Here is a 25067-nt window from a genome sequence, read left to right as displayed (position 1 = left end):
AGCCCGGCCGGCTCGCCCTCACAGGGTGACCAGCCGGGCCGGGTCGACCGTCACGGCGAGCTGTCGGTTGAGGACCTGCGCCTCGGCGTAGGAGACCTCACGGAATCGGATCAGGTCGCGGCCCGGTCGCAGCTGGCCGACCTTCCACAGCGCGCACTCCGGCAGGGTCGCGACCACCGCGAATCCTCCGGAGGTGTTGGTGTCGGCGCCCAGGATGGTCAGGACGTCACCGTTGGCGAGCACCCCGCCGCGCGGGTAGGCGTAGTCGAGGACGTTGGACGGATGCCCGCCCGCCGGCCCGCCGTCGCGGCGCGCCCACTCGAACCGGTGTGGGTGCAGCCGGGTGCCGATCCGGTCGGAGTTCAGGTCGACCCGCCAGGTTTCGTTGGTCAGCAGGGTCCAGTCCTTCTCGGTCAGGTAGTCGGGGCGTGCGTGGGGACCTTCGATGACCTCGATCTCCCACGTGGTCGGGAACCGCGGCCGGAGCGCGTCCGGCATCCGCCGCAACGGGCGCTCGGCGACGTCTCGTGCCCTGAGGATGTCCCCGCGGACCAGTGCGCGTCCCTCCACCCCGCCGAGTCCGGCGACCAGCGACGTGGCTGCGGAGCCGTACACCTTGGGTACGTCGATGCCCCCGGCCACCGCCAGGTAGAGCCGAAAGCCGGGGCCGTCGGCGCTGGTCGTGCGCAGCACGTCGCCGGCCTTCACCACGAGCGTCTCCCACAGCGGCACCCGGCCGTCGTTGCACCAGGCCTGAGCATCCTCAGGTCCGGTCAGGGCGACCTGCGCGTCCCTCAGGAACGCGAGGGTCGTCCCGATCAGCGGCACCTCGAGCGCGGGAGCGCCCGGTGCGTTCCCGACCAGGGTGTTCGCGACCCGGAAGGACACGCTGTCCATGGGTCCGGCGGAGGAGTAGCCGAAGGCCGTGAGGCCGAGTCGCCCGGGCCACGCCTGGACGGTGGTCTGCAGACCCGGGTCCACGACCTCGATCAGTTCACCGCTCATGGGATCTCCACCTCCTGCGCCGCCTGTGCTCGGTGCTGGGCGATCTTCGCGACGGCGGCCGCATGACGGTCGAGATCGTCCAGATAGCTGCTCACGGCGTACGACGACTCCTCGATGCGCCACTCATAGGACCCCTCGAGCACCGCCAGGCGCATCCGCAGCAGCTCAGCCTCGCTGACCCGGGAGAAGCGCACCCGGTCGCCGACGCGGAAGACGTGGGAGTCCTCCAGGCTCGCGCCCGCTGCGGCCGGACGGGTGACGGGCAGCGTGCGGCCGAACAGCTCGTACGACCCGGGGGACTCCATCGGATACAGGACGATCGCGGGCCCACCGATGCCGACGGCTCCCTCGGGCGTCCACATCCGGGTGGGGTTGTACTTCGGTGCCGAGAGCTGCGTGCGCGGGTCGAGGGAGAACAGCGACGGCAGGCCCGGGAAGAACCCGATCGAAGCGCACCACCACTCCGGCTCCAAGAAGACCTGGAAGAAGGCCTCGCGGTCGGGGAAGCCGTTGTACTGGACGATGTAGTCGATGTTGCTGCGGTCCTTGACGTTCGGCGCGTCCATGCGCGTCGTGATCCGGTAGCGGTTGACGGCCTCGCGGGTCAGCTCGTCGTCGAAGGCGATCGGCAGCTCGACGACGCGGCTCGGCAGCACGAGATCGCGCAAGGAAGTGGTCGCCGTGTCGAGCCTGACCAGCTCGTCGAGGAGTACTTCTCGGCGCAGGAGTTCCGGGTCGTAGGAGACGAGGACCGCACGGAAGCCGGGCACCGCCTCGCGAAGCCCGCTCAGCGGCTCCGACTCGAGGCGTTGCACCAGCTCGTGCACCCTGAAGTTGAGCCGTACGTCGCTCGCTCCGGAGTCGTACTCGACGAGCACCTGGTGATCGCCGGCCTGGCGCAGCAGGGTGGCTGGTCGATCATCCTGGTGGTCGATGCGACGCAGAACCGCGTGCTGAGAACCTGCGCTTGCGCTCACTGGTGGCGGTCCTCCGGCAGTAGGGATCCGTCCCGGCACGCGTGGCACCGGGATCGACGACGCGGCAACTGTTTCGGTTCCCGCCCGAGCACGCAAGGATGTGCACCGTGGTGATTTCGGTCGATGCCGCCGCCAAGGCGCATCGCGAGCTGGTCCGCGGAGCAGTGGCCGCCCAGGGACCGCGTGGCATCGTCGAGCGTGTCGTGTCGAGCGTGGGCGGATGGGGACTGTTCCTCGACGCCCAAGGGGCGCTGGTCGCCTCCGTCCCGCCCAGCGCCCGGGTCAACCTCGCCCGCATCCAGACCGAGCTGACCCGGATCGAGGGCAATCCGCACGCACCCACAGTGCTGGTCAACAGACCGGGTGACTCCCTGGCGATCCGTGCCGTCGGCATCGCCGGACGCGTGCGTGGCTATGTGGCACTGGGTCGCACGACGCCCCTGGAGGCGATGGAGAGGTCGCTCGTCGACACGGCGACCTACCTCCTCGCCGACGACCTCCAGCGCACCGACGAGGTACGACGTGCGGCGCGGAACAACCGTCGAGCGGTGTTCGAGCTCCTGGTCGGCGGGCATCCGGCCTCCGTCGTACGGCCGACGTCGGAGATCCTTGGTGTTCCGGTCCCCGACGGGCAGATGCGGGTGGCTCTGCTCGGCGTACCGAAGGCCTTCGGGGCCGAGCTTCTCGAGGTGGCCGAGGACGACCAGGCGCTGCGGCGCATCGTGCGGGTCATCGCCGAGCTGAGGGTGGGACGGGTCGCCGTGGTGTTCCCGACGGCCGAGGGCGACACGCGCACTCTCGAGGCGATCCTGCGCCGTGTCCCCCACGGCCGCGGCGCGGTCAGTGATCCCGTCGACGCGGGCGACCTCGCCGCCGCCTGGACGCGCGTCCAGGCGGTGTTCCGCGCGTCGGCCGAGGAGCCCGGTCGCCTGACCGCGGCGAGCGACGTCGCCGACGCCGGGCTGCTCAAGCACCTGGACGGTCCCGAAGCACGCGCGTGGTCGGCCGCGACGCTGGAGCCGCTCAGCCGGCTGGACAAGGTGTCCAAGGTCGACTTCCTGCAGACCCTGCGCACCTTCCTGGCCCACAACGGCAAGGCGGACGCGTCCGCGGCCGCGCTGAACATCCATCGGCACACGCTCCGCTACCGCATGACGCAGATCGAGACCGCGCTCGGTCGCGACCTCGACGACCCGACGGTGCGCAGCGAGCTCTGGATCGCCCTGCAGCTGACCCAGGACTAGAGGTCGCGAGTCCGAGCCGCTCACCGCTCGCGCAGGTAGGCGTCGAGTCCGGCGACCGCATCGCCGATGGCGGCGTCGAAGGCAGCGGCGACCTCCGGTGGATCGACCTCGGAGCTGTACACCAGCACCGACCGGCCGTCCTTCAGATCGATGACGTCGACCGTGCCGAGGTGGCCGTCGACGGCGAGGTCGCCTCCGCGGATGCGGTACTGCATCCGGCGCATCGCATCGTCCAGCGTGACGACGTCCTCGACCAGGCGTGTGCCGTCGGCCAGGGTCACGAGCCGTCCGGACGACGACGGCTCGGACGAGGACATCGCGGGGAACCAGTCGGCCACCGATCCGACGTCGCGCACCAGGTGCCAGACCGTCGAGGCGTCGTGGTTGAGGACAGCGTGCGATCGGATCGTGGGCATGGGACAAACATGCCGCGCCGCGTGGGTCTTGTGATTGCGCGGGTTGGCCAGTGCATCTGCTCCAACTTGTACGAACCGGCGAATGTGCCCGCCGTCACACCTGCCCGAGGCTGAAGCGACCGCCCGAGACGGTCCTACGAAAGGGATGACGAGCATGACTACAACGGACGCCTCCAGCGTCGAACCCGGCGCCGAGGCGCGCGTCGGCCGATGGTCGCTCACGATGGCGTGGTGGGCGCTGTTCAGCGCGATGTTCTGGCTGTACGTCGCCACCTCGGCCACCGCCGCATACGGAGCCCGAGCGACGCTGATCGGCATGGGCCTCGCGGTGCTCGCGTTCGCTGTGATCAACCGGGTGCTCGCGGCCTACGCACTTCGGACCCGCGCCACCGTGGAACGGGTCTCGGCCGCGCTCTTCGGGACCGTCGGATCGACCGTTGCGACACTCCTCATCGCGGCGACCGCCCTCTACTACGCGGTCTTCGAGGGCTCGGTCATCGCGCTGACGCTCCAGGACTGGTTCGGCGGTCCGATCAAGCTCTGGTACGCCGTCTGCGTCGCGTACGCCGTACCGCTGGCCGCCGGCGGCGTGAGGCACTGGCTCGACCGGCTCAACGGCTACCTGCTGCCCTTCTACTGCGTCGGCCTGGTCGCGCTCGTGATCGCAGCGACCGTCAAGCAGGGTTACCCGAGTGGCTGGCTGTCGAGCTCCGGCGTGGCGACGGAGGTCCCGGGCTGGCTCGGCGCCTTCCTGATCTACATGGGCATCTGGGTGATGATGCTGTTCACCATCGACTTCGCGTCACTGGGCCGCGTCGAGGACACCCGTTTCCACCAGCGCGCCACGTTCGGCGGCCTGTTCTACTTCTGCACCTTCGTCGTGAACGGCCTGATCGGCATGTACGTCGTCTCCGCCTTCGGCGTCTCCGGCACCGAGACCGGCGTGGTCCGTGCCGTCACCGGCTCGCTCGGCTTCGCCGGCGTCCTGCTCGTCGTGGTGTCCCAGACCCGTATCAACACCGCCAACTACTTCCTCGCGTCCAACAACCTCGGCAACGTGGTGCGCCGGGTGTCCGGTCTCCGGTTGCCGCACCTCGTCTGGGTCGCGGTGTGCGGCGTGCTCGCCTACTCCTTCATGTTGACCGACGTGCTGAGCTACCTGCTGACCGCGCTGGCCTGGCAGGGCGTCCTGATCATCGCCTGGACCGGCGTGGTGCTCGTCCATGTCCTCACCGGCGGGCGCCCAGACACCGATCAGAACCTGCACGCCCGTCGTCCGCAACGCGGCCTCGCTGTGGCCTGGGTGCTCGCGTCCACGGTGGGCCTGGTGACGCTCCAGCTCGACGGACATCCGACCGTCAAGACCCTGTCGCCGGTGTTCACCGTCCTGATCTCGATGGGAGTCGCCTACGCGGCGGGCCGGCAGGCCCACGCGCGGCAGGAGCTTCAGGTCGTCGGTGAGGTCGGTTGACCGGCCTGGTGCGTGAAGTCGCCTCGGCCGTATCTGGCGGACTCCTGATCGACGGCGCGTGGCGGCCGAGCTCGACAGGCGCGACGATCGAGGTCGAGAACCCTGCGACCGAGGAGGTGCTGGCGACGGTGGCGGATGCCTCCGTGGGCGACGTGCTGCTCGCCCTCGAGGCCGCCTCGACCGCCCAGGGGTCGTGGGCGGCGACTCCGCCGAGAACCCGCAGCGAGATCCTCCGTCGTGCGTTCGCGGAGGTCACCGAGCGCGTCGACGAGCTGGCGACGCTGATCAGCCTGGAGATGGGCAAGCCCATCGAGGAGTCGTACGCCGAGGTCCGCTACGGCGCGGAGTTCCTGCGATGGTTCTCCGAGGAGGCCGTTCGCGTCGGTGGCACCTGGTCGACCTCGCCGGAGGGCTCGACGCGCCTGCTCACGATGAAGGCGCCGGTCGGTCCCACCTTCATGGTGACGCCCTGGAACTTCCCGCTCGCGATGGCGACCAGGAAGGTGGCTCCCGCCGTGGCCGCGGGCTGCACGATGGTGCTCAAGCCGTCGGAGCTGACGCCCCTGACCGCATTGCTCTTCGCGGACATCATGCAGCGGGCCGGGCTACCCGACGGTGTGCTCAACGTGGTCACGACCTCGGACGCACCGGCGGCAGCTGCTGCGCTCATGCGTGATCCGCGCCTGCGCAAGATCACCTTCACCGGGTCGACGGCCGTGGGCCGCACTCTCATCGCCGCCTCCGCGGAGCACGTGCTGAGGGTGTCGATGGAGCTCGGCGGCAACGCCCCGGTGCTCGTGTTCGAGGACAGCGACATCGAGCGCGCGGTCCAGGGCGTGCTCGATGCCAAGATGCGCAACGGTGGGCAGGCCTGCACCGCGGCGAACCGGGTGCTGGTCCACGAGGCCGTCGCCGATGCGTTCACGGCTCGCTTGGTCGACGCGATGGCCGGTCTGACCGTCGGCCCGGGCATCGACCGCTCGACCCAGGTCGGGCCGCTGATCGACGCTCGCGCCCAGGACAAGCTGCGACGGCTCGTCGAGGAAAAGGTCGACGACGGTTGGCTGGTGTTGACGGGCGGGAAGGCCCGACCGGGCCGCGGGCACTTCTTCGACCCGACCGTGCTGCGTCTGGCCGAGAGCGCTCCGGTCTCGGACGAGGAGCTGTTCGGCCCCGTTGCGCCGATCGAGACCTTCGCGACCGAGGACGAGGCCATCAGACGAGCCAACGACACCCAGTACGGGCTGGCGTCATACGTGTTCACGCGCGACCTCGAGCGCGTCGTTCGCATCGCGGAACGGCTCGAGTTCGGGATGGTCGGCGTCAACCAGGGACTGATCTCGAACGCGGCTGCGCCCTTCGGCGGGATGAAGGCATCCGGCTTCGGACGCGAAGGCGGTCGGGAGGGGATCGAGGAATACCTCGAGACCAAGTACGTCGGGATCGCGCCATGAGCCGGTCGGGCGCGGCGGCCCACGAATGGGCCGGCCGGGCGCGCTGCAGGGTCGAGGACCCCGACCTGTTCTTCCCTCCCGGGGCGGGTGCCGCCAGCCAGCAGCAGATGCACGAGGCACGCACGGTGTGCCGCGCCTGTCCGGTCGCCGACGCCTGTCTCGAGTTCGCCCTCGCCGTGGACGCCGAATTCGGCATGTGGGGCGGGCTCACAGCACTGGAGCGACGTCGGTTGAAGCGCCGGAGGATCGCCACCGAGAGGCGAGACCGCTACCGCGACCGAGCCCCTGCCTGTTGACCCGATCGACAACCCAGAAGGATGGTGACCGAAGTGCCACGACGAGAAGTACGCCGTGAAATCGTCAGACTCCAAGCCCTCGCCGCGGCCGTCCGAGCGCGGCCCGCCCGAGATCCCGGCGACGTGACGCAGCCGCAGGACGACAGGCGGCGCGCGGCTACTTCGAGCGGGCGATGAGGGCCGACGGGGTTTCGCCGTACCGGCGCTTGAAGGCCGCACCGAACTCGCCCAGGTGGAGGAATCCGCAGGCGTAGGCGACTTCGGTGACGGTCGTGCCACCGGCGCCGAGCAGGACCCTCGCGCGCTCGAGGCGCTGGGAGCGCAGCCACTGCAGCGGGGTGGTGTCCAGGTCGCGACGGAACGCCTCCTGCAGGCTGCGCACACTCACGCCGCAGGCAGCCGCGACCTCGCCGATGCCGAGCGGTTCACCCAGCCGGTCGTTCATGTACGACGTGGCGCGGCGGACCCGCTCCGACGGCGCAGGTCCGCCGCCGAGGGCCGCGCTGCGGTCGTGCGGCTGGGTCAGCAGGAGCGTCTCGACCAGGAGCTGCTCGACCTGCCACAGCAGCTGTGGTCGGGACTCGGCGAGCCCGGACGCTGCCAGCTCGACCGCGCTCAGCAGGAGGCCGTCGAGCCGTGACACCTCCGGCGCCAGGGCGAGCTCGAAGTGGACCGGTCCGGTCACGCCGGTGAGGGCAGCGGCGGCAGCTTCGACGCGTGTGCGGTCCAGGCGCACGATCAGCTGGTCGAAGGAGGCGTCGATGTCGAAGGCGAACTCGCGGTAGGGCCCGATCAGCACACCGCGCGCGGCGGTCGCGTCGGCGCGCTCGGCGCCGTACCGGAAGCTGGCGTGGCCGGCGACGGGCAGCGTCAGCAGGAAGTTGTCGTCGTCGCTGACGGCCGGAGCGATGGTGACGTCGGCGCCGTAGACCAGCCGGTTGACCGAGAACCCGCCCACGGCCAGGTGGCTGAGGCTGGTGCCGAGGCCGCCCGAGGACCGGACCTGCAGCTGGTGGGGGCGCAGTGTTCCGACGCACGCTGCCATCACCTCGTCGGCGTCGCTGGCGCCGGACAGCACCGTCTCGCCACGCAGGGTCGTGGCGTGAGCGAGGTCGGTGCTGGTCATGAGATCTCCGCGGCTATCCCCGGTTCGAGTTCCTGACATGGTCCGCGATGGTTGCGAACATCCGCAACGTTGCATCCATCCGCGCCCCGTCCTGGGGGACCGGCCAGCTGGACAGCTTCACGCCGACCAGGCGGGCCGCGCGGTCGACGTACACGAGCTGGCCGTGGATGCCGATGCACAGCGCCCGTTCGCCGCCGGGTGGGACCCAGAGCTGGCTGCGGTAATGGCCGCCGGGCAGGTACGCCGCCTCGGGGCCGGCCGCGAAGGCCTCGGTCAGCTCCGGCGACCCGGTGAAGACGTCGTCGATCCAAGCCTGGCTGACGACCCGCTGTCCGGTGGGCGCGACGCCCGCGCCGAGCACGGTGGCACCGAACCGGGCCAGGTCGCGCAGGGTCGTGTTGATGCCGCCGTCGCACATCGCGGAGCCCTCGGAGTCGACGCAGAGGAGGGCGTCGTGCTCGGCGCCGAGCCGGGACCAGACGAGGTCCGAGATCAGGTCGGCGAGGGGCGCCTGCCCGGCCGCCTCGCAGATCCAGCCGAGGACGTCGGTCTCGCAGCTGCGGTAGTGGAACGGGCCTCCGTGCGACCTCTCGGCGACCTGGGTGCGCAGGAAGGCGTGCAGGGTCGCCGGCCCGCCGCTGACGTGCGGGGCCCAGCCGACCGCCTCGTCGAGCAGGCGCACCTCGGAGGTCGGGTCGAGGTAGTCCTCGCTGAAGCGGATGCCGCTGCGCATGTCGAGCACGTCGCGAACGGTCGCGCCGGCGTACCCGCTGTCCGCGAGCTCGGGGAGGTACGACGTCACCTGCCGACCCGGGTCCAGCAGCCCGCGGTCCACCAGCGCTCCCGCCGTCGCGCCCACCACCGACTTGCTGACCGACATCAGCAGGTGCCGGGTGGCGGGGGTCATCGGGGCGACGTACTCCTCGGCGAGGACGCGGCCGTCGTGCACCACCATCCAGGCGTCGGTCTCGGTGGCGGCGACGACATCGGCGACGGTGCCGAGCTCCGGCCCGACCACCAGGTCGGCGAGCTGCGCCGGAGCCGCCGGCCAGGCGGAGGCCGGAGGATCGCCCCGGCGGATCGTGGCGGTGGGCAGGAAGGAGTCGATCTGCTGGAAGGACGTCCGCACCATCGCGGGCGACTGCCAGTCGGCGACGGTGGGCACGACGCTGGACGAGGTCACGACGCTGCTCCGAACTCGGCGGCCACGGAGGCGAGGAGCCGGGTGAGCCCGTCCTCGAAGGCGTCGTCGGCGCGCCGGTGGTCGCTCGGCTGGGCGGCCAGGGCGGCGGCGAGCGCCGGGGCCTCGACGCCCTCGGGGATCTCCCACATCACCTCGGGTGCGGCCAGGTCGAGTGCGGAGCCGATGACGAAGTTGTCGACCGCGTTGAGGACCTGCATCGCGTTGGCGACGGGGATCCCCGCATCGGTGAGGCGCACGATCATCCGGTCGTAGGCGCGGACCACGGCGGCCGAGCGCACCGTGGCGGTGGTGAGCAGGGGGACGATCCGTGGGTGCGCGGCGAAGACCGCCCGGTAGGAGCGGCAGAACCCGGCCAGCGCGACGTCCCACGGCTCGTCGTCGAGCGTGGTCGCGTCGATCTCGCTCGCGACCTGCTCGCGGAGCAGCTCGATCACGCCCGCGCGGCCCTCGACGTGGTGGTAGAGGGAGGAAGTCCCGACGCCCAGCTCGCGGGCCAACGCGGGCAGGTTCACGTCGCCGGTCTGGTCGACCAGCTCGAGCGCGGCGCGGCCGATCCGGGCCCGATCGAGGACGGCCTTGCGGGGCCGTCCGGCTCGTCGCCTCGTCTGCACCGTCATTTTTCCCTCTTCCCTTCGCGTGTGATCGGGCTTACAGTACTCCAAATCCTAAATCGAAACGATTTCTATTTAATGGAGCTGGCCGATGTCCACCACCACCCAAGAAACGGGGCTGAAGCGCGACGCGCTCGGCAGCCGTGACCTCGTCTTCATCGTCGTCTCCGCCGCCGCACCGCTGATGGTGATGGTCGGCGTCGCCCCGCTGGCGATCATGATCGGCGGCATCGGCGCGCCGGCGGCGTACGTCTTCGCCGGCATCACCCTCGCGATCTTCGCCGTCGGGTTCACCACCATGTCGCGCCACATCGACAACGTCGGCGCGTTCTACTCCTACATCGCGGTCGGGCTCGGCCGGACCGCGGGCGTGGTCGCCGCGCTGGTGGCGCTCGTGTCCTACAACGCCCTCCAGATCGGGGTCTACGGGTTGTTCGGCGTCGCCGCCGAGAGCACCTTCGCCGACGTCTTCGGCATCGACCTCCCGTGGTGGGCGTACGCCGTCGGCGCGATCGCCGTCGTCTGGTTCGTCGGCTTCCGCAGCGTCGACTTCGGCGCCAAGCTCCTCGCCGTCCTGCTCACCGCCGAGACCGCCCTGCTGCTCGTCCTGGCCGTCGCGATCCTCGTGCAGGGCGGTGCCGGCATCGGCTTCGACTCCTTCGCGCCCGCGAACCTCTTCGTCCGCCCGATGACCGTCATCCTGCCGACCGCGTTCGCTGCCTTCATGGGCTTCGAGGCCACGGTGATCTACCGTTCCGAGACCCGCGACCCGCGCCGCACCATCCCGCGTGCGACGTACGCCGCCGTGGCGATCCTGGCCCTCACCTACGCCTTCATCGTGTGGGCGATCATCCAGGCCTTCGGTGCGCAGAACGCGGTCGGTGCGGCCGCTCAGGACCCGGTCGGCATGTTCTTCACCGCCTCGGACACCTACATCGGCACCTGGTTCAGCACGGTCATGCACCTGCTGATCGTGACCAGCATCCTGGCCAGCCTGGTCGCCTTCCACAACGCCGTCACCCGCTACGCCCTCGCCATCGCGAACGAGGGCCTGCTGCCCGCCGCGCTGGCGAAGGTGCACGCCGGCACCCGCTCGCCGTACGTCGCCGGCCTGGCGCAGACCGTCCTCGCGCTCGCGATCGTGGTCGGGTTCGCGGTCGCGCACGCCGACCCCTACTCGCAGCTGCTGATCTGGGTGAACACCCCCGGGATCTTCGGGATCCTTCTCCTGCAGGTGGCCGCGGCGCTCTCCGTCGTCGTCTACTTCCGCCGCCGCAGCACCGGCGAGGGCGTGTGGCGCACGGTCGTCGCCCCGATCGTCTCGGCCGTGCTGATGGTCGTTGCCATGTACCTGTCCGCGGAGAACATCTCGTTCCTCACCGGTACGACCGGCACGGTGAACGTCGTGCTGCTCTGGACCATCCCGGTCACCTGCCTGGTCGGCATCGCCTGGGCGCTGTGGCTGCGGCGCAGCCGGCCGGCCGTCTTCGAGGCCGTTGCGTCCGGGTGCGACGGGGAGCCGGCGGCGGTGACGGCGTGAGCGTCCCCGACCTGCTCCTCGTCGGTACGACGGTCCGCACCCTCGACCCACGCCGCCCCGTGGCCTCGGCCGTCGCCGTGATGGGGGACCGGATCGTCGCCCTCGACGACGACGCCCTCGCCCTGCGCGGCGCCCGCACCGAGGTCGTCGACCTGCGCGGTGCGGTGACCACGCCGGGGCTCGTCGACGGGCACACGCACCCGGTCTTCGGGGTGGCTTCGTTCCTCGGGGCCGACCTGTCGTCGTGCCGCGACCTGGCCGACCTGCGGTCCGCGCTGGCTGAGGCCAGTCGTTCCGGGGAGGAGTGGGTGGTCGGGTTCGGCCTGGACCACAACGTGTTCGGCGGCGCGGCCCCCACCAACGACGTGCTGGAGGAGGTGTTCCCCGGACGCCCCGTCCTCGTCCGCCTGTACGACGGGCACTCGGCCCTGGCCAGCCGCGAGGCGCTCCGCCGCGCGGGCGTGACCGGGCCGCGCGAGTTCGAGCAGCGTGCCGAGATCGTCTGCGACGCGCACGGGCGGCCGACGGGCTTCCTGCTCGAGCACGCCGCGATGGAGGCTGTGCAGGCCGCGATGCCGCCGGCCGACCCCGGCGTCGTACGTGACCGGCTGAGGGCGGCTCTCGACGGCATGGCGCGCACCGGCATCACCGGCACCAACATGATGGACGCCGAGTCCGGCGCCCTGGACCTGCTGGCCTCGTTCGAGGAGCACCACGAGCTCCCGGTCCGGCTTCGGGTCGCGCCGTGGTGCATGCCGGGTGGCGAGGTGGAGGACGTGCTCGCGGTCCAGGGCCGGCACGGCCGGCGTTGGTCGGTCGAGGCGGTCAAGTTCTTCATGGACGGCACCGTCGAGGGCGGCAGCGCCTGGCTGGAGCACCCCGACTGCCACGGGCAGGGGGACGCAGCGTTCTGGCGCGATCCGGCGGCGTACACGAAGGCGGTGCAGCGACTGGCCGAGGCCGGCGTGCAGACGGCGACCCACGCCATCGGCGACGCCGCCGTCCGGCACGTGGTCGACAGCCTGGAGAACGTCGCCACGGGCGGCGTCCGACACCGCATCGAGCACCTGGAGACCATGCCGCGCGAGCTGGTACGTCGGGTCGTCGACGCCGGTCTCGTCGCCTCGATGCAGCCGCCGCACGTGGGCTACACGCGCGCCGACCACACTGATGAGTGGTCGCGCCGGCTCGGCCCGGAGCGGGCCGGCCGGGCCTGGGTGTGCCGCGAGATCCGCGACGCCGGTGGTGTGCTCGTGCTCGGCTCGGACTGGCCCATCGCCGACTACGACGCCCGCGGCGTGCTGGCCTACGCGCGGTTGCGCCGCGCACCCAACACCGACCTCGACCCGGTGGGGCCCGAGCAGGCGCTCACCGGACTGATGGCGCTGGAGGGGATGACCACCCACGCGGCGCTCGCCGACGGATCCGGCGACGCGGGCAAGGTGGCGGTCGGCTGCCGTGCCGACCTGACCGTGTTCGCCGTCGACCCGGTGGAGGCTCCGGCCGACGAGGTCGCAGCGGCGCCGATCGAGCTGACGGTGAGCGGGGGCCGCGTCACGCATCGCGCGGCCCGGAGCTAGCGCCGCGCGCGGTTGAGGCGGTCTGGTCTCGACGTCACGGCCTCGCGGGCCGCTCTCCGCGGGATCCGTCGGTCGATGCCAATCGACGGATCCCGTCGGCACACACGGCGTGCAGGTGATCGAGCGCCGGCGGATCCGTCGGATCGGCATCGTCGGCCCACATCATCACGACACCGCCGGCTCTCGCGCCGAGGGCGCGAGCCACCGTGAGGACGGTCGCCATCTCCATCTCGGAGCAGAGGACTCCCGCCTCGGCGCACATCCGCAGCCGCGCGTTGAGCTGGTCGCGCATCGGCAGCCGGTCCGGCTCGACCTCGCCGTAGAAGGAGTCCTTGGTGTGGGTCAGCCCGAGATGGTGGCGTACGTCGCGCTGTTCGGCGCTCTCGCGCAGGGCGGCGACGACCTCGTGCGTGGCGACCGCGGGGAACTCCAGCGGCAGGTACTGGCGCGTGGTGCCCTCGTCGCGCACCGAGCCGGTCGCGATGGCGAGGTCGCCGGTGCGGACGAACGGCTGGAAGGTCAGCGAGACGCCGACGCGGACGAAGGTGTCGACGCCGATCGCGTGCAGCTCCTCCATCGCGAGGGCGGTCGACGGACCGCCGACACCGGTCGAGGTCACGAGCACCGGTACGCCGCCGACCGAGCCGCGCCACGAGACGAACTCGCGGTTGCTGCCGACCGGGACGGCGTCGTCCAGGTGCCGCGCGATGACCTCGCAGTGGGCGGGATCGCTCGGGAGCAGGGCGTACCGCGCGGAGTGCGATGCGTCGAGGTGGATGTGGTGCTGACGGCCGTGGGCGCTCATGGGCGGGCGTTCCTCTCGGGGTGGGGGGATGGTCGCCGCGCACGCCGGGATCGTCACCCGGAGAACCGAGGTCCTCGGGGTGTCATCGCCTGGCGGGATCCTGTGGTCCGGCCCCGCCGATGTCAAGGGCTCCGGATCAGGTGAGCAGGCGCTGGAGGAAGTCGCGGTACTCCTCGTGCAGCGCGTGGCAGGTCTCGATCGCGGCGTCGACGTCCTCACCGACCACGCCGCCGGCGATGACCCGGTGACGCTCGAGGTCGTCCTCGGTCATGACGTGACCCTTCGGGTCGATCTGGACGATCCGGTCGATCTCGTCGGTGTGCTCGTCCCACACCCGCAGCAGCGACGGCGACCCGGTGGCCTGCACCAGGCTGCGGTGGAGTGCGTGGTCGGCATCGCTGAGCTCCTGCCGCGCGCGGACCGCGTTCTCGAGATGGGCCAGGGCGGACCGCACGACGTCCTTCGCCTCGTCCGACGGCCCGCGCCGGCGCAGGAGCAGCAGCGCGCCGCACTCGACGTTCTCCCGGACCAGGTCCAGGTCCGTCAGCGAGCGTTGGACCTGCTGGGACTGCTCGGCGACGTCCTTCTCGGTCACGAAGGCGCCGCGGCCCACCTGGATCTCGACGACACCCAGCGAGCTCAGCATGCCGAGCGCCTCGCGGACCACCGGCCGGGACACCTCGAACTCGACCGCGAGCTGGCGCTCGGAGGGCAGCCGGCTCCCGCCCGGGTAGCGCCCGTGCCGGATGCCCTGGAAGAGCTCGTCCGCCACGCGGGAGCGCTGCGTGCTGAAGGCCATGGCCCGTGTTCCCTCCTGCCGGCTCGATCCGCGGAGCAGCCTATGCCCGCCCCGCCCGGGTCCACCGGCTCCCGGCGGTCCAGAATAAATTGGTCTTACCGGTATTGCCAGTTGCGATCCGGCGGGCATAGCCTGCGGGTGCCGCATCGCCGCGGTCGTCATCGCCTCGACGACAGTTCCCCTCCAGACACCGATCAGGAGCTTTGCGTGGACATCAACAACCTCTCCTCTGCGTCGCTCAGCCGACGCGGTCTCCTCTGTCGCGCCGGACTGGGCGGCGTCGCCCTCGGCGCCGGCGCCCTCGGCGTACCCCTCCTCGCAGGGTGCGGCGGCGGCGCGACCTCGAACGGCTCCGCCAGCTCGTCGTTCGGCCTCCAGCTCGGGTGGGTCGCGAACGCGGAGTACTCCGGCTTCTTCATGGCCGCCAAGAACGGGCACTACAGCTCGGCCGGCGTCTCGCCGACGATCATGCCCGGCGGCCCGAACGTCACCCCCGAGCCGATCGTCACCACGGGCAAGGCCCTGGTCGCAGTCCAGCCCGTGCCCGAGAACGTGGCCAACGCGGTGAACCACGGCGCCGACCTGAAGATCATCGGCGCCGAGTTCCAGAAGAGCCCGGAGTGCTGGGTCTCGCTCGCCGACGCCCCGATCACGCAGCCGAGCGACATCGTCGGCAAGAAGCTCGGCATCACGCTCGCGGGCAAGAACACCGCGATCGCCTTCCTGACCAAGAACGGCGTGGATCCGAGCAAGGTGACGCTGGTGCCGATCAGCTTCGACCCGGCGCCGCTGGTGGCCCGCGAGGTCGACGCCCTCTGGGGCCTGGCGACCAACCAGCCCGTCACGCTGGCGGCCAAGGGCACCGAGACGCACACCATGCTCCTGGCCGACTACGGCTTCAACCGGATGCAGGACGTGCTGATCACCACGGGCGCGGCGCTCAAGAACCCCGACCAGGCGGCGATCCTGAAGAAGTTCGTCGCCGCGAGCCAGCAGGGCTGGCAGGACGCGTTGAGCGACCCGGCCACGGCTGCGGGCGTCACCGTCAACGACTACGGCAAGTCACTCGGCCTGACCGTCGACTCGCAGGTGAAGACGATCCAGTCGATGAAGCCCTTCGTGCAGCCGACGGCGAACGCCCCGCTGCTGTCCATGTCGGACGCCCTCATCAGCGAGACGATCAGCGCCCTGAAGAACATCGTCGGCGTCGACGCGAGCCCGTCCCTGTTCACCAATGAGCTCTTCTGAGGTCTCGGAGCTCTCGGTGACGCTGCACCCGGACGCCACACCGAGCGGCCTCGACCTGTCCGGAGTGCAGAAGTCCTTCCGGGACGGCAACCGGCACGTCGAGGCCGTCCAGGACTTCACCTTCCGCGCACCGAAGGGCGCGTTCGTCGGCATCATCGGGCCGTCCGGCTGCGGCAAGTCGACCGTGCTGCGGATGCTCGCCGACCTGGACACCCCGTCCGCAGGCACCATCTCCGTGAACGGTACGACGCCCCAGCGGCTGCGTTCCGAGCACGGGATCGGGGTCGCCTTCCAGGACGCGGGCCTGTTGCCCTGGCGCAGCGTCGAGGCCAACATCCGGCTCCCGCTGCAGGTCGCGGGACAGACGCCGGATCGTCGCGACGTCGCCGACCTGATCGAGCTGGTCGGCCTGGCCGGCTTCGAGGGTTCGCGTCCCTCGCGGCTCTCCGGCGGCATGCGGCAGCGCGTCGCACTTGCCCGAGCCCTGATCAACCGCCCCAGCCTGCTGCTGCTCGACGAGCCGTTCGGCGCGCTCGACGACCTCACCCGGCAGCGACTGAACTTCGAGCTGCAGCGGATGTGGATGGAGCGCGGAACGACGACGGTCCTGGTCACCCACGGCATCGGGGAGGCGGTGCTGCTGTGCGACACGGTCGTCGTGATGAGCAGCCGACCAGGCACGATCTCCAAGGTCGTGGACATCGACCTGCCGCGGCCGCGCACCGTCGACACGCTGCGGGACCAGCGCTTCCACGCCCTGTGCGACGAGATCTCCGCGGTCCTCTTCGCGAAGCCATCGGACAGCTAGATGGGCGTGCAGATCTCCTCTCGGCGTACCGCCGGCTACGGGGTCGTCGCGCTCGTGCTCGTTGGTCTGTGGTGGGTCGTGTCCGCATCGGGTCCGTACGCCGCTGTCGTCCCGTCACCGAGCGAGCTCGGCCGGCAGATGTGGGCGGACCGCGCGTTCTACGGGCCCAACGTCCGGGCGACGCTCGGTGAAGCGGCACAGGGTTTCGTGTGGGGCAACCTGCTGGCAGTCGCCGCCGCACTCCTCGCGTCGCGCTACCGGGTGCTGCAGCGGATGCTCGAACGGTTCGCGGTCACCGCGATCGCGCTGCCCCTCGTGGCCGTGGCCCCGCTGCTGTCGATCCTGTACGACGGACACACCTCGAGCGTCATCCTCGCTGCGCAGTCGGTGGTCTTCATGACGGTGGCCTCGGTGCTTCTCGGACTGCGCTCGGTCTCGGCGAGCGCCGTCGACGTCATCCGCGCCGCCGGCGGTGACGAGTGGACCGTGCTGCGCCGCGCGAGGATCCCCGCGGCCCTTCCCCACCTCGTCGGTGGCCTGCAGATCGCCGCCCCGAGCGCGATCCTCGGCGCCATCGTCGGTGAGTACCTCGGCGCCAGCCAGGGGCTGGGGGTGGCGATGATCCAGGCGCAGGGCGCCTTCGAGGTCGCTCGACTGTGGGGGTTGCTCATCATCACCTCGGTGCTGGCGGCGGTGTTCTACCTGGCCATCCCGCTGGCCGCGCGAGCGCTGATCCCGGCACTCCGCTCGGTGGAGACCACTCTCGGATCGACCGAGCGCCGGGACGTGCCACGGAGCACGCTGAGCGGACTGCTGGGCGGCCTGACCGGCATGGTCGCCACCCTGGTGACGATCCTGGTCGCCTGGTGGCTGCTGGTGACACTGGTGCCGCAGGCGACCTCGATCGCCCGCGGCCCCGACCAGGTGATCCCCTACCTGGTGCACGGGACCACGACGCTGAGCTCGACCGGCGCCGCGTCCGAGCGGGCTCTCATGTTCATGCTGCAGCAGCTGGTGCACACCCTTGCCGACACCAGCATCGGCCTCGTCTTCGGCGTCGTGCTCGCGCTGGTGATCTCGATCGCCGCCTTCGAGATCAAGGCTGTCGAGAGCGTGATCCTGGCGGTCTCGGTCGCGCTGCGGTCGATCCCGATGCTGGCGATCATCCCGCTCCTCGCCCTGGTCTTCGGCCGGGGGCTGTTGGCGGTCACGGTGCTGATCGGGGTGATGACCTTCTTCCCCACGGTCGTGAACGTGCTGCTGGCCATGCGGTCGATCCCCAGCACGGCGGAGGACATCCTCCGGGCCGCGGGAGCACCGCGTTGGCAGACGGTCCTCCGGCTCCGGATTCCGTACGCGCTGCCGGGTCTGCTGGCCTCGGTCAAGGTCGCGATCCCCGTCTCGATCGGCGCCGCGATGGTCGCCGAGTGGCTCTCGACCGGCAGCGGGTTGGGTGCGACGCTCACCGTCGCGTCGGCCGTCTACGACTACGACTTCATCTGGGGCTCGGTGTTCCTCATCCTGCTGACCTCGCTGGCGGCGTACCACCTCGCCGCGGCCGCGGAGGCACGGCTCACCGACCGCCGTTCCTGAACCCCTCCGCCCCCATCCATCGCTCCACCCATCCACGGATCCCGCGCACACAGGCGCGAGGAGAGGAGATCCCATGTCCCGCACGGTCCTCGTCAACGGACGCCCCCACGGCCAGGAACGGCCGCAGACCCTCGTGATCGACGACGGGCGCATCACCGAGGTCCTCGACGTCGCGCCACCTGCCATCGACGGTGAGGAGCGCATCGACCTCGGCGGTCAGATCGTGCTCCCCGGCTTCGTCGACGGCCACGCCCACCTCGACATGAGCCTGTGGGGAGAGCCGTGGGTCCGACGGGTCTCGCAGGCCATCACGATGGAGCAGATGTTCGCCGACACCCTCCAGGACTGGCAGGAGACCAGGACGCCGAGCGCCCTGCGCGGTGGGCGGTTCCTCGCCGAGTGCATCCGGCACGGCTCGACCAACGTCCGCACCTTCGCGAACGTCGCGCCCGAGGTCGGGCTGGCCGGCGTCGAGGGGATGCTCGAGGTGCGGGAGGCCTTCGCGGGCCAGGTCGACCTCGAGATCATCGCGTTCGGGCAGGTCGGGGTGCTCAGCCACCCGGGCACCAGCGAGCTGCTCGAGGAGTCCCTGAAGCTCGGCATCGACGGTGTCGCCGGCGTGGACCCCGCCGGCATCGACGGCGACGCCACGGCATCCCTCGACCTGATCTTCGGCCTGGCGGAGAGGTACGGCGTCGGCGTCGACTTCCACCTCCACGAGGCCGGCGACCTGGGGCGGTGGTTGATCAAGCAGATCGCCCAGCGGACCAAGGCGCTCGGCCTGCAGGGCAAGGTCTCGCTCTGCGACGTGTTCTGCCTCGCGGATCCGTGGCCCACGCCCGAGCAGCTCACCTCGACCGGCGAGCTGCTGGCCGACGCCGGCATCGCGGTGGCGATCGGTGTGCACGGCCTGCTCCCGGTCCCGGACGTCCTGCGCCTGCAGGAGATCGGCGTGCCCATGTGTCTGGGCTCCGACTCCTCGCGCAGCAGGTGGTCCCCGTGGGGCGACGGCGACATCCTCGCCCGGGCCATGATGCTGTCCTACAAGTCCTACTTCCGCCGCGACGAGGACCTCGAGTTCGCGCTCGACATGACCTCCCGGCTGGGGCGCGCGGCCTTCGGCTACGAGACCTGCGACCTCGCGGTCGGAGATGTGGCCGACCTCGTCGTCCTCCCGGGACAGGCGCCGGCGGAGCTGGTCGTCCTCCCTCCGGTCCGCTCGCTGGTGATGAAGGGCGGCCGGATCGTCGCTCGGGACGGGGCCCTGGTGTCGGTGCCGTCCCTGATCCAGCCATGACCGTGCACGACGCGTTCGACGACCCGCACCTGGACGCTTTCGAGCTCGCCGCCTCGGCAGCCGCGCTGATCGTCGAGCGGACCGGCGTGCCGCATCACGACGTGGCCCTTGTGCTGGGATCGGGCTGGGGGCAGACCGCCGACCTTCTCGGCGAGACCATGGCGACCATCCCGCAGCCGGCGGTTCCAGGCTTCGTCGCCACGGCCGTGGCGGGACACCACTCCGAGATACGCTCGGTCCGCATCGGCGACACCGACCGTCGGGCCCTGGTCTTCGGGACCCGCACGCACTTCTACGAGGGGCGCGGAGTGCGCGCGGTCGTCCACGGCGTGCGCACCGCGGCAGCGTTGGGATGCCACACCATCGTGCTGACGAACGGGTGTGGCGGGCTCGACCCGTCGTGGTCACCCGGCACCCCTGTGCTGATCAGTGATCACATCAACCTGACCGCGGCCTCGCCGGTCGAGGGCGCGACGTTCGTCGATCTCACCGACCTGTACTCGGCACGGCTGAGAGCCGTCGCGCGCGAGGTCGAACCCGGCCTGGATGAGGGCGTCTACGTGCAGTTCCGCGGACCCCACTACGAGACTCCTGCCGAGGTGCGGATGGCCAAGGCGATGGGCGGGTCGCTGGTGGGCATGTCAACGGCTCTCGAGGCGATCGCGGCACGACAGTGCGGCCTCGAGGTGCTCGGCATCAGCCTGGTCACCAACCTCGCCGCCGGTGTCGCCGAGCAGCCGCTCTCCCATGCCGAGGTCATCGAGGCCGGCCAGCAAGCCTCTGAACGCTGCGCTGCGCTGCTTGCGGCTCTCGTCCAGCGCATCGGAACGGCCGACGAGACCAGGCCGGACGGTCGGGGTCGGACGGGGTGAGTCCCGGACCGGTCGGCTCAGTGGCCCAGCCGCGGCGGGGCGGGACCGGACGGGCGGCAGGCGAGGACGGCACGGTCAGGGTCGGATCCCGCCGAGCGGCCGGCTGCTCCGACAGCAGCTGGTCCGGGGGCCGATGTGATCGGCGGATCCGGCGGACGACGCAGCCTCGTGCGCATCACGCAGGGTCGGGCAGTTGGGTGAAACGGACGACCTCGGCGGGCTGGGTGGCCCAGGAGTGGATCTCGGTGCGGCCGATGGCCTCCACGATCGCTGGGAGGACCGCCTCGAACTCCGCCTGCTCGTGCCAGAGCGTGATCGCCATCAGGCGTCCTGTCCCCACCTCCTCGCCGGTCAGCGTCGCGATGAGGCCGGGAGCCCCGTCGAGGACGGTGGCCCCCACCTCGTCGAGGACCGCGCGAGCGTCCTCGCGCCTGTCGTCGGAGGGGGAGTGGACGGCAAGGTGTGCGTACATGGGATTCCTCTCGCTATGCGGTGGGGGGCCAGATCAGCTGGTTCAGGGCGTCGAGGATCGGTTGATCCCCGACGAATGGTTTGCGACCGACGAGCGCGTATGCCGAGGAGCGGTTGCCGTGTGGCTTTGTCGCAACGAGTCGCTCCAGGGACCGGATGCCCGCGTGGACCGCGTTGACGACCGGGAGGCCGATCGCGTCGGCGACGGCATCGGCATGGACGCCCAGCGGGCCGCCGCCGATGCAGATCGCCGCGGGTCGCGCCGTACGGACCAGCTCATGCGCGCGGGCGACCATCTCCGCGCGGACCTTCGCCGGATCGGTGGCATCGAGGACCGACACCGCCGCTGCGTGCACCGCAACGCAGGAACCGGTCAGCGCGTTGTCCGCGATCATCCGGTGCACCAGACCGACCGAGGAGCGGGCGACGGTGAGGACGGCGAAGTCGCCGAACTCGGCGGCCGCGGCGACGCCCGAGGCGCCGATCCCGGCGACCGGCACGTCGAGTGCCTCGCGGAGGGCGTCGATACCCGGGTCCGAGAAGGCCGAGACCAGGACCCCGTCGTACGCGCGCGTCTCCGCCAGCAGGTCGAGCATCGCCAGTGTCGCGACGTGGCCGTCGATGTTGGTCTCGATGGAGGGTGATCCCCATCGGGGCTGGTCGCTGACGAGCTCCGTCGTGGGGTGCGCAACTTCCCGAGCCTGCGCGTCGATCAGCCGGGTGATCGCGGGCGTCGCGTTGGGGTTGAGGACGAGAAGCCGCATCAGCAGGCTCGACTCACGTCGGCGTACCCTCCCGGGAGGCTCCGGCGAGCCGACCGCCGATGAACTCGAAGCCGTTGGCCTGCGCGAGCCGGTGGACCGTCTCCATCGGAGTCGGCACGAAGTCGTCCGGGGGGAGGGTCGCCTGGGTGGCGGGCGTGCCCAGCGCGCGCACGTAGTTGATCCAGTAGTGGCCCGGAGTCACGACGTGCAGCACCCGGGCCCCGGTCTCGCCGACCAGGTAGGTGCTGGGAACGCCGCGCGGGCAGTGGGCGACGCCGCCAGGCCCGAGCTCGCTCAGCTCGCCGTCGATCGAGAACGTCATCGAGCCCTCGAGGAGGTACGTCGTGAAGTCGGCGTAATGGTGCACGTTCATCGCCGGCCCCTGCCCGGCGCGCAGGAGCGACTCGCTGATGGACGGTGCCGCGGGGTCGTGGGACACGTGGCGCACCTGCACCAACCGGCCGCCCATCCAATAAGCCTCGGGCACGTCGGATTGCTGATTCATCTGCTGCCTCACCTCGTCGCGTGGGAACGATCCCAATCATGGAGGCGCAGAAGAGCCAGCGTCAAGGGGTCGAACCGTGGCGATGCTCAGATCAGGGAGACCGGGCCGCAGGACTCACGCACCACGAGGTGGGCTCCGGTTCGGGCGACGCCGGTGGAGGCGGCCGTGCCCCCCTTGATCTGCGCGATGAGCGAGTCGAACGTAGCGTTGGCGATGGCTCCCGAATCGATGTCGACCACGGTGATGGGCGGCGTCCAGGTCGCGAACCAGTGGAAGTCCTCGAAGGCGATCACGCTGAGATCCTCAGGCACACGGACACCCCGGGCGGCGAGCGTGGACAGGACGCCGTAGGTCGCCTCGTGGTTGCCGACGAGCAGGGCCGTGAAGGATGCCGGCCCGTCGAGAAGCTGGGTCATCGCCGAGCTGCCGAAGGCGACGTCGAACGGCCCGCGGTGCACGAGGAGGTCGTTGACCTCGTCGCCTGCCTGTTCGAGCGCGGACCGATAGCCGGCGAACCGCTCGTGCCCCGACGTGACACCGAGGTCGCCGCCGAGGAAGGCGATCTGCCGGTGTCCGAGGCCGAGAAGGTACTGGGTTGCCTCGTACGCCCCGTGGTAGTTGTCAGGCAGAACCGCGGGTGTGAGGCCGTTCTTCGCGCGCCGGATGAGCGAGACGACGGGGAGCCCGGCCTGTGCCAGGCTGTTGATCCGGTCGGTGTTCGCGCCCGTTCCCATGATGATCAGGCCGTCCACGCGGTGGTCGATGAGCGTGTCGATCAGGTGAGCCTCGCGATCGGGATCGCCTCCCGTGACGCCGAGCAGCACCTGGTACCCGGCCTCCTGGGCCCGCGACTGGACGACCTCGGTGATGGTGTGGATCGATGCGTTGACGAGGTTCGTGACGACCAGTCCGATCAGGCGCGACTCCCCCGCGCGCAGGGCACTCGCCATCCGGTTGACCCGATAGCCCAGGCTCTCGGCCGCCGCGATGACTCGCTTCCGTGCCGCGGGGCTGACGCCCGGGCTGTCGGACAGGGCGCGGGCCGCCGTCGACTTGGAGACGCCGGCGACCCGCGCCACCTCGATCACCGTGACGGCCATGGCTCCTCCTTCGGGCGGCACTGCCGCGTCGCCGAGTGGTCGGCGTTCACGATCAGGCTAGAACGTGGGTGCCGGTCCCGTTCGGCCCGGTCTGCCGAAAAATCCGTTGACACCGCTGGCAGTCTATGGGAACGTTCCCATCAACGACACGTGAACTCCGTCACCTCACTCGGAAGCAGACGGACTCGCCGAACCTTCGGACTTCGAGAAACCAGGAGCCACATCGTGAACAACTCCCCTCAGCGTCGGTTGATCCGGCGCTCCGCCGTCGCCGTGGCCGCCGCAGCGGTCGCGGCCGGTTCGTTGAGTGCCTGCGGAAGCGGTGGCACCGGCTCGAGCGCCGGACTGTCCTCCTTCACCATCGGTAGCCCGCTCAGCGGGACCATCGACCCGATCCACTCCGACCAGGAGCAGACCGACAACCCCGACCAGCTGTTCTACGACCCACTGGTCTCCTACGACTCCAACAGCAAGCTGGTGCCCCGGCTCGCCAGCAGCTGGACGGTGGCTCCCGACGCCAAGTCGATCACGTTGACGCTCCGCACGGACGTGAAGTTCCACGACGGCACCGCGTTGACGGCGAAGGACGTCGTCTTCACGCTCGACCGGCTGCACACCCTCAACGTGGGCATTGCCTCCCTGCTCCCCAACTTCGCCTCTGCCGAGGCCAAGGGCGACGGCCAGGTGGTCATCAAGCTCACGAAGCCCGACACCACAGCGCTCGGCGCGCTCAGCCGGGTCTACATCCTCAACTCGGCGCTGGTCGCCAAGCACGAGGGTTCCGACAACGCTCAGGCCTGGCTCTCCTCGAACGAGGCGGGCTCCGGTCCCTACACGCTGGCGTCGTTCACAGCGAACAGTGCCGTCAAGGGCCAGCGCTTCGCGACGTACTGGGACTTCCAGGCGGGTCGACCGGCCACGTACAACCTCTCCTACATCCAGGAGAGCACCGCCGCGAAGAACGCGCTGCTCTCCGGCGGGCTGGACCTCTCCCAGGACATGAGCCCCTCGGACGTCGCGTCGTTCAAGGGCAACTCCGACTTCACCAGCACGCCGATGCCGACGACCTATGCGGTGTACGCGTTCATGAACACCCAGAGCCCCGCGCTCAAGGACGTGCGGGTCCGCCAGGCGATCTCCCTCGCCTTCGACTACCAGGGCGCCTTCCAGCAGGTGTTCGGCGGACAGGGCCAGATCGGGAACGGGCCCCTGCCGCAATACCTGGCCTGCCGTGCCGATCTGCCCACCTCGGCGCAGAACGTCGACCAGGCCAAGCAGCTGATCCAGCAGGCCGGAGCCAGTGGTCTGAAGCTGAAGATCTTCTACCAGCCCACGCTGAGCCAGCTCACCGATCTAGCCACCCTCCTGGCGTCGAACCTCAAGGCGATCGGCATCGACGCCCAGCTGCAGACGACGACCTACCCCCAGTACCTCGACATGCTCAAGAGCCCGTCGACGACTCCCGACATCTCGATGGTCTACGAAGGCGCGCCGTACCCGGACCCGGGAACCACGCTGTTCCAGACCTACGACTCGCAGTTCGTGGGACGTGGCTCGAACTTCGGCCAGTACGCCAACCCGAAGGTCGACAGGCTCGTGCAGACCGCGATCGGGACCGCGGACGAGACCAAGCGCTGTGACCTCTACAAGCAGGCACAGGTGCTGATCGCCAAGGACTACGTGTCGCTCAACATCGCCCTGGGCGAGGCCTCGGTGGTCGCGCGTACAGGTGTGACCGGCGTCGTGCCGAGCCCGATCCACGTCTACTTCGACGAGATGGCGATCCGCACCGGGTCGTGATCCCCCGCCGTCGGCCGGCGTCTCCCGCGCCGGCCGACGGCTCTTCCGACCGTCCATCACACCGACCCGGCAAGGTGGAAT

Annotated in this window: 24 protein-coding genes; 12 read left to right on the top strand and 12 right to left on the bottom strand. The window is 70.4% G+C overall.

The window, feature by feature from the left end; translation table 11 throughout:
- Window positions 1-18: 18 nt before the first annotated feature.
- On the bottom strand, window positions 19-1005 hold the full coding sequence (locus ACYVAQ_RS04240; RefSeq protein WP_460787222.1) for a hypothetical protein: 987 nt from the start codon (window positions 1003-1005) through the stop codon (window positions 19-21).
- Entirely contained in the window at window positions 1002-1982 is a 981-nt protein-coding gene (locus ACYVAQ_RS04235) for a 5-oxoprolinase subunit B family protein (RefSeq protein ID WP_460787221.1), read from the bottom strand. Before ACYVAQ_RS04235 ends, ACYVAQ_RS04240 begins: the two co-directional genes overlap by 4 nt.
- Before the next feature lie 107 nt (window positions 1983-2089).
- Between ACYVAQ_RS04235 and ACYVAQ_RS04230 the strand changes: the two genes are divergently transcribed.
- On the top strand, window positions 2090-3226 hold the full coding sequence (locus ACYVAQ_RS04230; protein ID WP_460787220.1) for a PucR family transcriptional regulator: 1137 nt from the start codon (window positions 2090-2092) through the stop codon (window positions 3224-3226).
- A 20-nt stretch (window positions 3227-3246) separates the two neighbouring features.
- Here the strand turns inward: ACYVAQ_RS04230 and ACYVAQ_RS04225 are convergent, their stop codons facing one another.
- Window positions 3247-3642 carry an SRPBCC family protein gene (locus tag ACYVAQ_RS04225; RefSeq protein WP_460787219.1) on the bottom strand — a complete coding sequence of 132 codons (396 nt, stop codon included), beginning with the start codon at window positions 3640-3642 and terminating at the stop codon, window positions 3247-3249.
- 154 nt (window positions 3643-3796) lie between these two features.
- On the opposite strand from ACYVAQ_RS04225, the gene ACYVAQ_RS04220 reads away from it, so the two are divergent.
- Genes ACYVAQ_RS04220 through ACYVAQ_RS04210 form a run of 3 tightly spaced genes read left to right on the top strand, consistent with a single transcriptional unit; the run spans window position 3797 to window position 6863 of the window.
- Window positions 3797-5113, top strand: a complete 1317-nt coding sequence (locus ACYVAQ_RS04220) for a purine-cytosine permease family protein (protein ID WP_460787218.1) — start codon at window positions 3797-3799, stop codon at window positions 5111-5113.
- Window positions 5114-5121: 8 nt separating this feature from the next.
- Window positions 5122-6567, top strand: coding sequence for an NAD-dependent succinate-semialdehyde dehydrogenase (locus tag ACYVAQ_RS04215; protein WP_460787217.1), 1446 nt, complete (start codon window positions 5122-5124; stop codon window positions 6565-6567).
- Window positions 6564-6863, top strand: coding sequence for a WhiB family transcriptional regulator (locus tag ACYVAQ_RS04210; protein ID WP_460787216.1), 300 nt, complete (start codon window positions 6564-6566; stop codon window positions 6861-6863). The genes ACYVAQ_RS04215 and ACYVAQ_RS04210 overlap by 4 nt, the downstream gene beginning before the upstream one ends.
- 157 nt (window positions 6864-7020) lie before the next feature.
- On the opposite strand, the gene ACYVAQ_RS04205 is transcribed toward ACYVAQ_RS04210, so the two are convergent.
- From ACYVAQ_RS04205 to ACYVAQ_RS04195, 3 genes are read right to left on the bottom strand one after another with little or no spacing between them, the layout of a single operon-like run.
- Window positions 7021-7989: a helix-turn-helix transcriptional regulator gene (locus tag ACYVAQ_RS04205; protein ID WP_460787215.1), complete on the bottom strand. Its 969-nt coding sequence runs from the start codon at window positions 7987-7989 to the stop codon at window positions 7021-7023.
- A gap of 13 nt (window positions 7990-8002) precedes the next feature.
- On the bottom strand, window positions 8003-9172 hold the full coding sequence (locus ACYVAQ_RS04200; protein ID WP_460787214.1) for a serine hydrolase domain-containing protein: 1170 nt from the start codon (window positions 9170-9172) through the stop codon (window positions 8003-8005).
- On the bottom strand, window positions 9169-9810 hold the full coding sequence (locus ACYVAQ_RS04195) for a TetR/AcrR family transcriptional regulator C-terminal domain-containing protein (protein WP_460787213.1): 642 nt from the start codon (window positions 9808-9810) through the stop codon (window positions 9169-9171). Before ACYVAQ_RS04195 ends, ACYVAQ_RS04200 begins: the two co-directional genes overlap by 4 nt.
- An 85-nt stretch (window positions 9811-9895) precedes the next feature.
- Here ACYVAQ_RS04195 and ACYVAQ_RS04190 point away from each other — a divergent pair, with 85 nt between their 5' ends.
- Window positions 9896-11344, top strand: a complete 1449-nt coding sequence (locus ACYVAQ_RS04190) for an APC family permease (RefSeq protein ID WP_460787212.1) — start codon at window positions 9896-9898, stop codon at window positions 11342-11344.
- On the top strand, window positions 11341-12924 hold the full coding sequence (locus ACYVAQ_RS04185; protein WP_460787211.1) for an amidohydrolase: 1584 nt from the start codon (window positions 11341-11343) through the stop codon (window positions 12922-12924). Before ACYVAQ_RS04190 ends, ACYVAQ_RS04185 begins: the two co-directional genes overlap by 4 nt.
- A 34-nt stretch (window positions 12925-12958) precedes the next feature.
- Here ACYVAQ_RS04185 and ACYVAQ_RS04180 read toward each other — a convergent pair whose 3' ends face one another.
- Window positions 12959-13729 (bottom strand): nucleoside phosphorylase, encoded by a 771-nt coding sequence (locus tag ACYVAQ_RS04180; protein ID WP_460787210.1) that lies wholly within the window; start codon window positions 13727-13729, stop codon window positions 12959-12961.
- A gap of 136 nt (window positions 13730-13865) precedes the next feature.
- Window positions 13866-14528, bottom strand: coding sequence for a FadR/GntR family transcriptional regulator (locus ACYVAQ_RS04175; protein ID WP_460787209.1), 663 nt, complete (start codon window positions 14526-14528; stop codon window positions 13866-13868).
- Window positions 14529-14735: 207 nt separating this feature from the next.
- On the opposite strand from ACYVAQ_RS04175, the gene ACYVAQ_RS04170 reads away from it, so the two are divergent.
- From ACYVAQ_RS04170 to ACYVAQ_RS04150, 5 genes are all read left to right on the top strand, one after another.
- Complete coding sequence (locus ACYVAQ_RS04170) at window positions 14736-15776, top strand: ABC transporter substrate-binding protein (protein WP_460787208.1); 1041 nt, start codon at window positions 14736-14738, stop codon at window positions 15774-15776.
- Complete coding sequence (locus tag ACYVAQ_RS04165; RefSeq protein ID WP_460787206.1) at window positions 15763-16584, top strand: ABC transporter ATP-binding protein; 822 nt, start codon at window positions 15763-15765, stop codon at window positions 16582-16584. Before ACYVAQ_RS04170 ends, ACYVAQ_RS04165 begins: the two co-directional genes overlap by 14 nt.
- A complete protein-coding gene (locus ACYVAQ_RS04160) occupies window positions 16585-18177 on the top strand; it encodes an ABC transporter permease (protein WP_460787205.1) in 1593 nt (530 codons plus the stop codon).
- A 73-nt stretch (window positions 18178-18250) separates the two neighbouring features.
- Entirely contained in the window at window positions 18251-19474 is a 1224-nt protein-coding gene (locus tag ACYVAQ_RS04155) for an amidohydrolase family protein (protein ID WP_460787204.1), read from the top strand.
- Complete coding sequence (locus tag ACYVAQ_RS04150) at window positions 19471-20346, top strand: purine-nucleoside phosphorylase (RefSeq protein WP_460787203.1); 876 nt, start codon at window positions 19471-19473, stop codon at window positions 20344-20346. The genes ACYVAQ_RS04155 and ACYVAQ_RS04150 overlap by 4 nt, the downstream gene beginning before the upstream one ends.
- Before the next feature lie 175 nt (window positions 20347-20521).
- Here the strand turns inward: ACYVAQ_RS04150 and ACYVAQ_RS04145 are convergent, their stop codons facing one another.
- The 4 genes from ACYVAQ_RS04145 to ACYVAQ_RS04130 all read right to left on the bottom strand — a co-directional run bounded on the left by ACYVAQ_RS04145 (window position 20522) and on the right by ACYVAQ_RS04130 (window position 23186).
- Window positions 20522-20818 (bottom strand): hypothetical protein, encoded by a 297-nt coding sequence (locus tag ACYVAQ_RS04145; RefSeq protein WP_460787202.1) that lies wholly within the window; start codon window positions 20816-20818, stop codon window positions 20522-20524.
- 13 nt (window positions 20819-20831) lie between these two features.
- Entirely contained in the window at window positions 20832-21581 is a 750-nt protein-coding gene (locus tag ACYVAQ_RS04140) for an aspartate/glutamate racemase family protein (RefSeq protein WP_460787201.1), read from the bottom strand.
- A gap of 13 nt (window positions 21582-21594) precedes the next feature.
- Complete coding sequence (locus ACYVAQ_RS04135; RefSeq protein ID WP_460787200.1) at window positions 21595-22086, bottom strand: cupin domain-containing protein; 492 nt, start codon at window positions 22084-22086, stop codon at window positions 21595-21597.
- Between the two features lie 86 nt (window positions 22087-22172).
- The gene (locus ACYVAQ_RS04130) at window positions 22173-23186 is read right to left on the bottom strand and encodes a LacI family DNA-binding transcriptional regulator (protein WP_460787199.1); all 1014 of its coding nucleotides are present in this window, start codon (window positions 23184-23186) and stop codon (window positions 22173-22175) included.
- A 225-nt stretch (window positions 23187-23411) separates the two neighbouring features.
- Between ACYVAQ_RS04130 and ACYVAQ_RS04125 the strand changes: the two genes are divergently transcribed.
- A complete protein-coding gene (locus ACYVAQ_RS04125) occupies window positions 23412-24986 on the top strand; it encodes an ABC transporter substrate-binding protein (protein ID WP_460787198.1) in 1575 nt (524 codons plus the stop codon).
- Window positions 24987-25067 lie beyond the last annotated feature (81 nt).

Source organism: Nocardioides maradonensis, from assembly GCF_054777115.1.
This window is presented reverse-complemented; position numbering and strand designations above follow the sequence as displayed.